General features: G+C 61.2%; 13 protein-coding genes. 10 read left to right on the plus strand and 3 right to left on the minus strand.

Annotated features, from left to right (window positions below; all coding sequences use genetic code 11):
- Positions 1-54: 54 nt before the first annotated feature.
- The 6 genes from OA90_RS01180 to OA90_RS01205 are packed head-to-tail and all read left to right on the plus strand — an operon-like array spanning position 55 to position 5,238.
- Positions 55-2,151: a TonB-dependent receptor gene (locus OA90_RS01180; RefSeq protein ID WP_068405858.1), complete on the plus strand. Its 2,097-nt coding sequence runs from the start codon at positions 55-57 to the stop codon at positions 2,149-2,151.
- Positions 2,152-2,206: 55 nt separating this feature from the next.
- A complete protein-coding gene (locus OA90_RS01185; protein WP_068405861.1) occupies positions 2,207-2,647 on the plus strand; it encodes a hypothetical protein in 441 nt (146 codons plus the stop codon).
- Between the two features lie 9 nt (positions 2,648-2,656).
- Positions 2,657-3,340 carry a MotA/TolQ/ExbB proton channel family protein gene (locus OA90_RS01190; RefSeq protein WP_068405864.1) on the plus strand — a complete coding sequence of 228 codons (684 nt, stop codon included), beginning with the start codon at positions 2,657-2,659 and terminating at the stop codon, positions 3,338-3,340.
- Positions 3,330-3,716 carry a biopolymer transporter ExbD gene (locus tag OA90_RS01195; RefSeq protein ID WP_068405868.1) on the plus strand — a complete coding sequence of 129 codons (387 nt, stop codon included), beginning with the start codon at positions 3,330-3,332 and terminating at the stop codon, positions 3,714-3,716. Before OA90_RS01190 ends, OA90_RS01195 begins: the two co-directional genes overlap by 11 nt.
- Positions 3,713-4,114 carry a biopolymer transporter ExbD gene (locus OA90_RS01200; RefSeq protein ID WP_068405872.1) on the plus strand — a complete coding sequence of 134 codons (402 nt, stop codon included), beginning with the start codon at positions 3,713-3,715 and terminating at the stop codon, positions 4,112-4,114. The genes OA90_RS01195 and OA90_RS01200 overlap by 4 nt, the downstream gene beginning before the upstream one ends.
- Positions 4,111-5,238, plus strand: coding sequence for an energy transducer TonB (locus OA90_RS01205; protein ID WP_068405875.1), 1,128 nt, complete (start codon positions 4,111-4,113; stop codon positions 5,236-5,238). The genes OA90_RS01200 and OA90_RS01205 overlap by 4 nt, the downstream gene beginning before the upstream one ends.
- A 17-nt stretch (positions 5,239-5,255) precedes the next feature.
- Here OA90_RS01205 and OA90_RS01210 read toward each other — a convergent pair whose 3' ends face one another.
- The 3 genes from OA90_RS01210 to OA90_RS01220 are packed head-to-tail and all read right to left on the minus strand — an operon-like array spanning position 5,256 to position 8,387.
- On the minus strand, positions 5,256-6,329 hold the full coding sequence (locus OA90_RS01210) for an extracellular solute-binding protein (protein ID WP_082836771.1): 1,074 nt from the start codon (positions 6,327-6,329) through the stop codon (positions 5,256-5,258).
- Positions 6,326-7,696 (minus strand): sensor histidine kinase, encoded by a 1,371-nt coding sequence (locus OA90_RS01215; RefSeq protein WP_208985931.1) that lies wholly within the window; start codon positions 7,694-7,696, stop codon positions 6,326-6,328. Before OA90_RS01215 ends, OA90_RS01210 begins: the two co-directional genes overlap by 4 nt.
- A gap of 19 nt (positions 7,697-7,715) precedes the next feature.
- Positions 7,716-8,387, minus strand: a complete 672-nt coding sequence (locus tag OA90_RS01220; protein WP_068405878.1) for a response regulator transcription factor — start codon at positions 8,385-8,387, stop codon at positions 7,716-7,718.
- Positions 8,388-8,575: 188 nt separating this feature from the next.
- Between OA90_RS01220 and OA90_RS01225 the strand changes: the two genes are divergently transcribed.
- The 4 genes from OA90_RS01225 to OA90_RS01240 all read left to right on the plus strand — a co-directional run bounded on the left by OA90_RS01225 (position 8,576) and on the right by OA90_RS01240 (position 12,324).
- A complete protein-coding gene (locus OA90_RS01225) occupies positions 8,576-9,565 on the plus strand; it encodes a tripartite tricarboxylate transporter substrate-binding protein (RefSeq protein WP_068406589.1) in 990 nt (329 codons plus the stop codon).
- A gap of 514 nt (positions 9,566-10,079) precedes the next feature.
- Positions 10,080-10,511: a tripartite tricarboxylate transporter TctB family protein gene (locus OA90_RS01230; protein WP_068405881.1), complete on the plus strand. Its 432-nt coding sequence runs from the start codon at positions 10,080-10,082 to the stop codon at positions 10,509-10,511.
- A gap of 12 nt (positions 10,512-10,523) precedes the next feature.
- Positions 10,524-12,065 carry a tripartite tricarboxylate transporter permease gene (locus OA90_RS01235; RefSeq protein WP_068405884.1) on the plus strand — a complete coding sequence of 514 codons (1,542 nt, stop codon included), beginning with the start codon at positions 10,524-10,526 and terminating at the stop codon, positions 12,063-12,065.
- A 13-nt stretch (positions 12,066-12,078) separates the two neighbouring features.
- Positions 12,079-12,324 carry a hypothetical protein gene (locus OA90_RS01240; protein ID WP_156510344.1) on the plus strand — a complete coding sequence of 82 codons (246 nt, stop codon included), beginning with the start codon at positions 12,079-12,081 and terminating at the stop codon, positions 12,322-12,324.
- Positions 12,325-12,385 lie beyond the last annotated feature (61 nt).

Here is a 12,385-nt window from a genome sequence, read left to right on the forward strand (position 1 = left end):
TGCTTGAGAGGCAGCGATAAAGGACGCGAACAACGCGCATTTTGGAGTAATTCTATGGGGCTCAAAATAACCGGACACACTCAACTGATGGGTGGTGTCGCTCTCTGGGTTATGGTTTTCAACGGCGGCGCCGCCGCGCAGGACACGGCGCAGAATGCGTCGGTAACTCCGCTTCAGCGAATCGTGGTCGGAACGGGTATCGACAAGGTGGCAATCGATACGCCGCAAGCTGTGACAGTGCTGGATCAGGACGCAATCGACGCCCAGCAGGCGCGCACGATCGGGGATCTCTTCAGCGAGATACCCGGCATCACGCCAATCGGCAGCAACTCGGTACTCGGGGAAAGCATCAACATTCGCGGCATCGGCGAAGCACTTTCCGGTGACGAGACCCGGATCATCATTCAGGTCGATGGTGTCAACAAGTTCTACGAACAATACCGGATGGGCTCGTTCTTCTCCGATCCGGAGCTTTACAAGCAGGTTGAAGTCCTGCGCGGACCGGCTTCTTCCACACTGTACGGGTCAGGCGCCATGGGCGGCGTGGTAACCTTCACGACCAAGGATGCAAGCGACTTCCTCGACCCCGGCGACCTGATCGGCGGACGCCTGAAGACCTCCTGGGATTCCAACGGCAATGGCTGGCTCGGCAGCGGCATCATCGCGGCGGAACCGATCAAGAACCTCGAACTGCTCGGCAATCTCAACTACCGGCAGTCTCAGGATATAACGGACGGCCAGGGCAAAAAGATCGAAGACACCGACTTCACCTCGGTCAATGGTCTGATCAAGGCCCGCTATACATTCGGAGAAAACGAGGATCAGTCCGTCTTCGCCAGCTACGAGAACTGGTCGAGCGACGAAGACAACCAGAACTATGACCAGATCACATGGGGTCCCGACTTCGGTACAGTCGACCGCACGGTAACCGACCAGACCGCCATCATCGGCTACGAAAACTCGTTTTATGACAACGACCTTCTGGACATGAAGGCCCAGGTCAGCTGGTCGGACACCCGCGTGGAACAGAAGAACCAGGACGAGATCTGCCGCCCAGGTTTCCCCCCCATCTGCTACTACCCGTTTGGTGACAACTCCGAATATTCCTACCAGACCTGGCAGGGCAAGGCCGACAACGTGGCGACCTTCCAACTTGGTGACACATGGGCGGCCTATCTGACGACGGGTATCGACGGACAGTATCAGGAACGGCGCAATCCGCGTGATTTCGGCACCTACGTTCAAAGCGGCTCCAATATCCATCCGGAAGGCGAAACCACCAATGTCGGCGGTTACGCCCAGGCCGAACTGGTCTGGAACGACCGTGTCACCCTCATTCCGGGCATGCGTATCGATTACTCCAGTGTTTCGGTCGACAGCTATGTCAACAGCAGTGGCGATACCATCGACCTGAACGAGGACAAGAGCGAGATCGGCTATTCTCCGAAGCTCGCGGCGATGATCAAGATGTCCGACTGGTTTGGTGTCTTCGGATCGGTTGCCCACACGGAGCGTCTCCCGTCCCTGGACGAGGTCTTCACCAACTATACGGTCAATGACGTCAAGAAGGAGCTGTCGAACAACTTCGAGGCCGGCGTGACATTATCCTTCGACGATCTGGCTCTGGAAGGCGACGCTTTCCGATTGAAGGCAACCGCATTCCGCAACAATGTCACCAACTTCTATGCGAGCTACTGGGACGGCACCACTGTCGTGACCGAAGTCATTCCCGAGGCGCGCTATGAGGGTCTTGAACTTGAGGCGTCCTACTGGACGGACAGCGTTTACGGAACCGTCGGCGCATCTCTTATCCGGGGCAAGAACGTCACGACCGGAGGCCATCTCAACGCCATACCCGCTGACAGCGCCTTCCTGAAGATCGGTTATGTCTACCGGCCCTGGAACCTGGATTTCGGCTGGAAGGGTGACTTCTTCGCGTCTCAGGATCTGGTCGGCGACGACGAGGAAAAAACCGCCGGTTATGCCTTGCATAACCTCTACGCGGCCTGGAAGCCGACGGAAGGCTATCTCGCCGACAGCGAGTTCCGCTTCAATGTCGACAACGTGTTCGACAAGTCTTTCCGGAACCACCTCAGCGACGACGAAGGTGCTGGCCGCAGCTTCAAGCTGAGCTTCGCCAAGAAGTTCTGACCCTAACCCCGCCGCCCGTCCCCACGGGCGGCGGACTCACTGGAGTTTTGCATCGATGGCAGTGCGTAAATCGAAACCGGTCCTGAAAGCTTTGTTCGCAGGGGGCCTTGGATTGGCTACCGCATGCCCCGTACAGGCCCAGACCGAAGGGCCGGCAATTACCCTTGAACTCAACAAGGCGGAAGACACCGGCGAGAACTGCCGCCTGTCCTTCGTCATGACCAACGGTACGGGCAAGAGCATCGAAGCGGCCGCCTATGAGCTTGTTCTGTTCACGCCCGAGGGCGTCATCAGCCAGATGTCCGTGTTCGATTTCGGCGCCCTGCCTCAGGGCAAGACAGTTGTACGACAATTCGAGCTGCCCAGTTTGGGTTGCGCACAAGCGGGAAACCTTCTGATCAACGGCCCGACCGGTTGCGGACCGGATCAGGCACCCGCGCATTGTACAGCGCCCCTGACGCTCTCCAGCCGTACCGGCCTCACTCTCAGCCAATAGGAACGCATCATGGTTTCTGAAGTCATGGCGCATGTCGCCTCGCTCCTCCAACTCGGCGGCCCGGTGGTTACGGTCATCGCGGGTCTGTCCGTGGTGGCAACCGCGCTGATACTGGTCAAGGTCTTCGAATTCCTGTCCTGCGGCATCGGCGACAGCAGCAAGGCGGAAAAAACCATCCGTCAATGGCAGGCCGGACAATTGGCCAGAGCGAAAGCGACCCAGGCTCAGCCGAAAAGCGCGGCCGGAAAAGCGGTCGCGACCGCACTTGTCCTACTCGATATGCGCAAGGAAAAGGCGGAAATCGAGGAGCGTATCGGCGTCCAGGCGGCAAGTGACCTGCATCATTTCTCGAAAGGCGTCCGTGCCCTCGAAGCCATCGCACAGATCGCGCCTCTCATCGGCCTGTTCGGCACGGTCCTCGGCATGATCGAAGCCTTTCAGGCCCTGCAATCGTCTGGAAGCAACGTCGATCCGTCCGCTCTTGCCGGCGGTATCTGGGTCGCGCTGATGACGACCGCTGCCGGGCTCGGCGTCGCGATGCCCGTATCGCTGGCCGTCACGTGGCTTGAAGGACGGCTTGAGTCAGAGCGCGTGTGTGTCGAGACGCTGACCTCTTCCCTGCTGCTTCAGAAACTGCCGGAACCGCAAGAAGCGTCATCATTCGGGAGCCAGAACCTCTCCTATGCGCGTTGACAGGCCGGTCAGAAAACAGAAACCTATTTCCCTGACGCCGCTTGTCGACGTCATCTTCCTCCTTTTGCTGTTCTTCATGCTGTCTTCCACCTTCACCACCTTCGGCCAGGTGGAGATCGGCGCCCCCGCCGGTGCCGGCGGCAGTGGTGCCGCGCCAAAGGCATTGCTGGTCCTGCAGGACGACAGGCTGCTTCTGAACGGCAGCGAAATCGGGTCCGAAAATCTCGAAGATGAAGCGCGCATGCTGGTTGAGCGCGATATCGACAGCCTCCTCGTGCTGGTGCGCGGCAGCACAACCACCCAGGAACTGGTGACGGTCGTCAGTCGGCTGAAGGCCATTCCGGAGCTTGGCGTTACGGTTGCCGGCAACGAATGATCAAGGTACCGCGCAAACCGGCGAAACGGCCGCTGGAGACGACGATCTCGCTGATCAATATCGTCTTCCTGATGCTGATCTTCTTTCTGGTCGCAGGCAGGCTGGCGCCGCCGCAGGATCCGGAAGTCACTCTTTCGCAAGCTGAAAAGGCAGACCCCTTGCCGCCGCCTGACGCCCTCTACGCGCGGATCGACGGCACGCTTCATTACCGAGAGCAGCCGCTTAGCGCGGAAGACTACATGTCACGGCACGCGGCGGCGGAAGAAACGCCCAATCCGCTTGTCAGGCTCGCCGCCGACGAGAGCTTGAAGGCCGAAGACCTTTTGCGCCATGTCGGCGCTCTCTACCGGGCAGGCGCGGGGCGCGTTGTCATCGTCACCAGGACGCAATCGGAATGAAGACGTTCCGCAAACCTTTGATCATCGCCCTTGCCGCATCGCTTGCCATTCATCTGATCGCAGTGGCAATGACACTGCAAAGCCGTCCGGACCTTGAAATCGAGGGCGCGGGCGAAGTACTTCACGCCGTGCTCGGCCAGTCGCCGTTCCACACGCTTGTGGCCGGCACCACTGCACAGTCGGAAATACAGAAGCCTGTGGAGGACCACGAGGTTCAAACGCCTGTCGAACCGGAACAGGCAATTGCCAAGCCGGTGGAAACCGCCAAGGCAGCCAGAGTGGAACCCCTCGAACCCGTACAGCGGACCCAGCCTGTGACGACACAGACGGTGGAAGCGGCAACAGAGGTTCAGCCTGTTGAAACCGCGGTATCTGCAAGTCTTCCCGTTTCACCAAACTCCACTCTTGCCATACCGGTCACCCATGAGCAGCAGCCGGAAAGCCCGGTGGCCGTTCAGCAAGTCGAAAAAGTTGAAATCGCTGAAGCCGAAAGCATCAAGAGTCAGCAAGCGCCGATCCAGCCGGAAAAGCCTGTCCTCGCGGCAGCAGTTCCCGTGCAGACAAATGCTTCCGAGGCTCCTCCGCCGGAAAAAGCGACCGAAGTTCGCAGCGAGGAAGTTCTGAAAGCCGAAACCGATGCGCCTGCGCCCCGGTCGAAACCCGAGCCTCCAAAAAAGAATGCCAAGGCTGAACCGGCCAAAACCAGGCCAGCCACCACCAAAAAACCGGTCAAGCCTCTGCCCCGGGCGGAACAGGCGACCAAAAGCGGCGCAGGCGGGCAATCGAACCAGACCACCCAGAAAGGCGGATCGCAGCGCAAGGGGAAGTCGAAAACCGCGGGCAATTCGGACGTCACCAACTACCCTGCCAAGGTCCATCGCAAGATTCTGAGATCCCTGCGCGCACCGAAGGGTGGCAGGCGCGCCAAGGGCGAGGCGAAAGTTCGCTTCACGGTGCGGAAGAACGGCTCGGTCGGATCCGTTCGCCTGGCCAGCTCCTCCGGCTCCAAACCCTTCGATCAGGCCGTCTTGAAGGCAGTCAGCCGGGCGGCGCCCTTCCCGCCGATACCCGGTGCCGCAGGACGCAGCAGCTGGACGTTTACGCTGCCGGTCGCGATGAGGTGACGTCTGGGACGTCCGTGCTAAGGCCCGGGAAAGGTCGCCCGCCAGCGGCGCAGGAAGGTCTCGCGGGTCAGGCCGTCGAGGGCAACCATGAGGGCCGGCGACAGGCCAATAGGCCGCAGGGCTGTTGAACTCAGGCTCTCGCCCTCGTTACCGTCTTCCGCTTCCAGCAGCGGACTGATCAGCAGCGCTGTTCTGAGCGCAAGGGTGCCTTGCGGCGACAGCAGGAAATCCAGAAACGCTTCCGCCAGCGGCTTCTGCCCGGCCTCCTTCGGGATCATCAAGGCGCGCGAGAGCACCAGCGTATAATCGGACGGCAGGACAATGCCGATCCGTTCGTCCTGCTGCTGATAGCCCTGCGCGTAGGAACCGAGCACATTGTAGGCGATCAGATATTGCCCCTCGGCAACGCCCCGGATGATGTCCGCCGAACAGCAGGTGGAAATCGCCTGCGTCCGCCCGAAGGATTCCTGCAAGGCGCCGAAGGTGGAGGCCTCCTGGGCATCGGCAAAGGCAAAGAGATAGCCGAGCCCGGATTCCTCGATGTCATAGGTCGCGACCCGCCCCGCATACCGGGTGTCCGAGGGCCGCAAAAGATCCAGAAGGTCGAAGCGCGTCTGCGGAATGTCCCCCTGAGGAACAAGGTCACGGTTGTAGACCATGACCGCGGGTTCCCGCGTGATGCCCCACAGCTCGTTCCGCCATCTGAGCGCCCCCGGCAATTCTTCCGTCAACAGCGAGCGGTAGTCGCTCGCACAGGCTTCGTTGACGAGTTGCACCATCTGGTGAACGGCCGAACTGATGACGATGTCGGCGCCCGCCTCACCGCTGCGGCAGTCGCTCCGCGACAGCCGGTAGAGTTCGTTGGAGCCCCATTGCTCATAGTGTAGCCGGACGTTCGGACGCGCTCGCAGAAACGTTTCCACGACCGGGCCGAAGACCGCGATATCGGTGGTGGATCTCAGCACCAGGGTTTGTCCGGCTCCCTCTGGCCCGAAGTCGGCCACCATTTCCTGCGCGGCGACCGGACCGCAATTCAGCAGCACGAGGAAGCCGGTCAGAAGAATTCGCAAGGATGGGGTTATCGTCTTCATGCCGCTCTCACCGGCGCGGCTTCGAACAGCAAGGCGGCACGGAACCGCTCCCGGTCCGTCCGCTCCAGAACGAGTTCCCCGTCGAAGGACACAGCGACGGAATGGGCAATCGCCAGTCCAAGCCCGGAACTCGCCTGCCGGGCAAGCCCGCCCCTGTTGAACCTGGAGCCGAGTTCGTCCAGCGTCTGCCGGTCCGGCCCCTCCCCCGCGTCTTCCACCCAGATCACGGCCTTGCCGTCGTTCAGTGACGCCCCGATCCTGACCGGAGCGCGGCCGTGTTTGAGTGCGTTACTCAAAAGGTTCTTCAATGCCTCCTTCAAGGACGGTGCGTCCGCCAGCATCTCTACAGGGTTCTCACCGATATCGAGAACCACATCCATCTCCGGGTTCAGCACCGCGTGATCGCCCTCCTCGAAGACATCGAGCGCGATATCGCGCAAGTCCACCCGTTCCCTGCGCGCGCTGTCGCCGCGATGAATGACCAGCGCCTGGCTCAGCATCTGGTCGAGCAGACGGCCAAGCCCGGCCGACCGGGTCTGGATCCGTTCGACGATCTTCTCCTTGCGGGAAAGATCGACTTCATCGGAAAAGAGATCCGCCTGCGCCCGCAGCGCCGCGACGGGAGTTCTGAGCTGGTGCGCCGTGTCGGAAATCAGATGACGCATCGAGTTCATCTGCCGGTCGAGCCGCGCCATGAAACCGTTCAGCGCGTTGATCATGACGGCGGTTTCCCGGGGAACGTCGGTATCCATTGGCGTGAGGTCATGGGGATCGCGCGCCGACAGGCTCCCGGCGATCCTCTCCAGTGGTGTGAGGACCGAGCGGACAACCACTACCGCAAGCAGAATCATTGCCAGACCGGACACGGCCAGCACGTAAAGCGCCTTGCGTGTGATGTCATAGGCCATGGAATTGCGGGCCAGCACCGTCTGCCCGACGATAACCCTGATCGTGCCGTTGAGCGTGCGTTCGGCCAAGCGGCGGGAGACGATGGCATAGCGCGCGGGTTCGCCGAAAAACGCCCCGTCGAAATAACCGTCCCGCAGATCGCGGCGGTTTTCCGGCAGCGCGATCTCTTCATAGCCGGTGAGCGTCGTTCCGTCAGGTCCGATTATGCGGTAGCCGATCCGGTCATCGGGAGCAAATGCCAGAAGTTCGAACGCCGAGACGGGAAGCTCGATCACCGGTTTTCCATCCTGAACGGTTATCGCCGAGGCGATATCGTGGGCGGCGCCGAGCAACAGACGGTCGAAGGCGCTGCGGGCCGCTTCCCGGCCATAGGCAAAGGCCGCGATGGAAACGATGACGCCGCCGATGACCAGCAGCACGGCCACGCCGAGAGCGACGCGGGCTGTAAGCGACGTCATTTCCAGTCTGCGTATCAGGTCAGGCATCGGCATCCAGCTTGTAACCAAGTCCTCTCTGGGTCTCGATCCTGACCGAGCAACCGGCGAGTTTCTTGCGCAATCTGGCAATATAGAGTTCCAGCGCGTTCATACCGACATCCATGTCCTGAAAGCTGAAGACCCCCTCGAACAAACGTTCCTTGCTGACAGTCTTGCCCCGGTTGCGGATCAGGATTTCCAGGAGCGAGAACTCGCGGCGGGTCAGGTCGATCGGACTGTCGGCCTGCCGGACGACCCGCGCCGAGGCGTTGAAGGTCAGGTTGCCGAGTGTCAGCTCCTCCGCCTTGTCGCTTTGCTCCCTGCGGTAGAGCGCCCGGATGCGCGCTTCAAGTTCCCTGTGATCGAACGGCTTGACGAGATAGTCGTCGGCACCGGAATTCAGCGATGAAACCCGGTCGTCGACGGAAAACTCCGCCGTCAGCATCAGCACCGGCGTGCGATCGCCGGCGGCGCGCATCTCCTTCAGGAGAGCGGTCCCCAGCCCGTCCGGCAGATTGATGTCCAGAACGATCACGTCATAACGCTGCACCTCAACACAGGCCCTTGCCTGTTCCAGCGTTTTGGCCAGGTCGCAGGCGATGCCCGACCTTTCAAGCCGAATCATGATCGCTTCCGCCATGTCGAATGTGTCTTCAACGAGCAAAAGACGCACGAATAAAGTCCTCCCTCGTTCTGTCATGCCCCGGCTTTCCGCCCCATGCAAGCAATCCTGCCCCATGACAGGTTGGTGACAGGGTTCGGCGCTAGGCTCGCCCGACATCCGTGGGGAGGACCCGCTTGTGCGGTCTCGCGGATATCAAGGGCAACCCAAAAGCCTGGCTCATGTGGAGGAAACACATCATGGCATTCAAATCGACCCGCCTTCTGTTGGCGGCGGCCGTTCTCGGCGCATCGGCATTCGGCGTATCCGCAGCCGAATTCAAACCGGAAAACCCGGAATGCATCGCACCGGCCAATCCGGGCGGCGGTTGGGATTTCACCTGCCGTCAGGTCGGCAAGTCCCTGCAGGACCAGAAACTGCTCGACAGCACGGTACAGGTTGTGAACCTCGCCGGCGGCGGCGGCGGTGTGGCCTTCGCCGAAGTCGTCAACAAGCGCGATGACGACAACGACCTCATCGTGGCGGCCTCAGCGGCAACCGCAACCCGTCTGGCACAGGGAGCCTACCCGGGCAACACCATGGACCAGGTCCGCTGGCTTGCTGCCGTTGGCGCGGACTACGGCGTGATCGCCGTTGCCGCCGACAGCCCGGTCAACACGCTGCCCGAGCTGCTCGACCAGATCAAGAATGACCCGAGCTCGGTTTCTGTTGCAGGCGGCTCCGCCGTCGGCGGCTGGGACCACCTGAAAGTGCTGATCGCGGCCAACGCCTACGGCATCGATGACGTGCGCTCGGTCAAATACATCGCCTTCGACGGTGGCGGCGAAGCGGTTACCCAGCTACTCGCCGGTTCGGTTCAGGCCTTCACCGGCGACATCTCCGAAGCCAAGGGTTTTGTCGACAGCGGCGACATCAAGGTGATCGCGGTTCTCGCTCCCGAGCGTCTTCCCGGTGAATTCGAGGTCTTCCCGACCGCGAAGGAACAGGGCATCGATGCCATCGGTGCAAACTGGCGCGGTTTCTATGCGCCGGGGAAAATGTCCGACGATGCCTATAATGCCTGGGTCGGCATGATCGGCGATCTTTACGCCAGCGAGGAATGGAAAGGCGTGATGGCCGCCAACGGTCTGGCGCCGCTCGATCTGCAGGGCGAGGAATTTCAGAAGTTCGTCGCGAACTCTGTCGCCCAGATCCAGAAAATTTCCAAAGAGATCGGCATCATTAAATAACAGCCGCCCCCATCGGTCTCCCGGGCGGGGGTGCATGTCATGTGCCCCCGCTCTATTCCCGGCAAGAGCCATCCGCGAATTTTAATGTGCCATCCCTGCTTTCAGACGGGCCCGTGGCCCGGCTTTTCATGAAGATGGCAGTGTTGCTTGCCGGGTTTTTCAGGGGAACCGCCGAAGTGCCTAGGGCGTAAACTCAGAAATGAAGACGAAATGGCATGGGAAATGGCAAAACACCGTTAGGAAGCGTGCGCGGAGCGTGCTTCGTGCCCGGTCGAGCACGCTGACGACACGGGGTGAAGCCATTTTCATGTCCTTCGGATTTGACCGAATTGGTCCTCCTCTGCGTCGCGAAAGGCTTGAAAATGAACCACATTTCCTGCGCACTCGCTCCTTGATGAAGACCAATTCGCCTCAAACCATTTCATCTTCATTTATGAGTTTACGCCCTGGTAATCTGACATCCCGTTTCAGGCGTCTGCCGCACCCCGGCTGGGACCGCCGTTAGGAAAGAAAAATGAGCGACCGCATTTTTGGCGCGGTCGGGCTGATCCTCGCGCTGGGATATGCCTGGGCCGCACTTATCATCGAAGAAAGCTTTCTCTCCGACGCCGTCGGCCCGAAAGCCTTTCCCCTGATCATCGCGGCGGTTCTGGGCCTGTCGTCCCTGGTGATCTTCTTCAAGCCCGACACAGCGCCGCACTGGCCCGCGCTGCCGCGCCTGATGGAAGTCGGCGCCGCTATCCTGGTCATGATCCTCTACGCGATCCTGCTGCCGGAACTCGGCTTCGTCATCGCCACCGCACTCGCCGCCACCTACCTGACCTGGCGCCTCGGCACCAGACCGGTCTCCTCGGTCGTCTCCGGATGCCTGACATCGCTCGGCATCTATGCGGTCTTCCATCTTGTCCTCGGCCTCTCGCTGGCCCGTGGCCCCCTCGGCTTTTAACGGAGCGCTTCCATGGAAACCCTGTCTTCGCTGGCCGACGGCTTCGTGATCGCCCTCACCTGGCAGAACCTTTTGCTGGCCCTTCTCGGCTGTTTTCTAGGCACAATGATGGGGGCCCTGCCCGGTCTCGGCCCCTCCAACGGCGTTGCCATCCTGATCCCGCTGGCTTTCACCCTCGGGCTCGGCGCGACGCCGTCGCTGATCCTTCTGACGTCGGTCTATTACGGCGCCATGTATGGCGGCCGCATCTCTTCGATCCTCTTGAACATTCCCGGTGACGAACCGGCGATGATGACCTGCCTCGACGGCTATCCGATGGCAAAAAACGGCCGCGCGGGTGAAGCCCTGTCACTGTCCGGCATTTCGTCCTTCGTCGGTGCATTTCTGGCGACATGGGGGCTGATCCTGCTGGCTCCGCAGCTTGTCAAGATCGCCCTGCTGTTCGGCCCGGCGGAGTATTTCGCGCTCTTCACCCTGGCCTTCGCGACCCTTGGCGGCGTTGCCTCCACCAATCAGGCCAAGACGGCCTTTGCAGCCGCGCTCGGCATCGGTCTTGCCACCGTCGGCGTCGATACACAGACCGGTGTGCCGCGCTTCACCTTCGGCGAGGTGCATCTTTATGACGGTATCGACTTCCTGGTGGCGATTGTCGGCCTTTTCGCCCTGTCCGAAGTCTTTCTGTTTCTGGAACACCGTCACGGCAAAGCCGACGCAAGCAGCAGCAAGGTGACCATCGGCCGCCTGATGCCGAGCTGGTCTCTTCTCAAATCCTGTACCCCGACCATGCTGCGCTCGAGTTTCCTGGGCTTTCTCGCCGGTGTCCTGCCGGGAGCAGGCGCCTCGCTCGGCTCTTTCATTGCCTATACATTCGAAAAGAAGCTGGTGGACAAGGAAGGCACTTTCGGCACCGGTGATCCGCGCGGCGTCGCGGCACCCGAGGCCGGCAACAACGCGGCCGCAGGCGGTGCCCTGGTGCCGATGCTTGCCCTCGGCGTTCCCGGCTCCGGCACCACGGCCGTCCTGCTGGCCGTTCTCCTGGCCCTCAACATCACCCCCGGCCCGCTGCTCTTCACCCAGCAGCCTGACGTCGTCTGGGGCCTGATCGCGGCGCTCTTCATCGCCAACGTCATGCTGCTCCTGATGAACATCCCGATGATCGGTCTGTTCACCCGGGTCCTGCTGATCCCGCCGCGCATCCTGATGCCCATCGTGGCGATGGTCAGTTTTGTCGGGATCTACGGCATATCGGGATCGTCCTTCGACCTGCTGGTGATGATCGGTTTCGGCGTCATGGGCTGGGTCCTGCGCAAGCTCGACGTGCCTCTGGTGCCGATCATTCTGGGAACCCTGCTCGGCAACGCCATGGAAAACAATCTCCGCCGCGCGATCACCATCGACAATGGCGACTGGTTCGCACTGATCGACAGCCCGCTCTCGATCGGCCTGTGGACCCTCGCCGTCATCGGCTTCCTGCTGCCGATCATTTTCGGCAAGGTTGTGAAAGCCCGCATGCGTCACATGGCCAGGGACGAGGAAGGTTCGACGATCGATTGACGGCTTGCCGTTCTTGTCGAATTTCGGGGGGATTACCTGGATCGCACCGGTCGGCCACGTTCCCTGCGGCATCGTTCTGGTCTCGGCTCGCAAACTGACCTGGCGTCTGCAGAGCGCCGGTGATCTGGAGCAACCGCAAACACCAATCGAGACGCCCGTCCGCACACCAAGCGGGCGGGTGTTTTGTGCCGAGGCGGGACTTCACTATATGGCCGGGCTGTGCGGGCTGCCTCCCGAAAGCACGTCGACCGCGCTGTAACGGAACCTGAGCGAAGATGGCGCTTAGGCAGGTGACCGGACCATCGCGGCACCGGAAACCA

The sequence above is a fragment of the Labrenzia sp. OB1 genome (assembly GCF_001624695.1).
In the GTDB taxonomy this organism is placed as follows: domain Bacteria; phylum Pseudomonadota; class Alphaproteobacteria; order Rhizobiales; family Stappiaceae; genus Roseibium.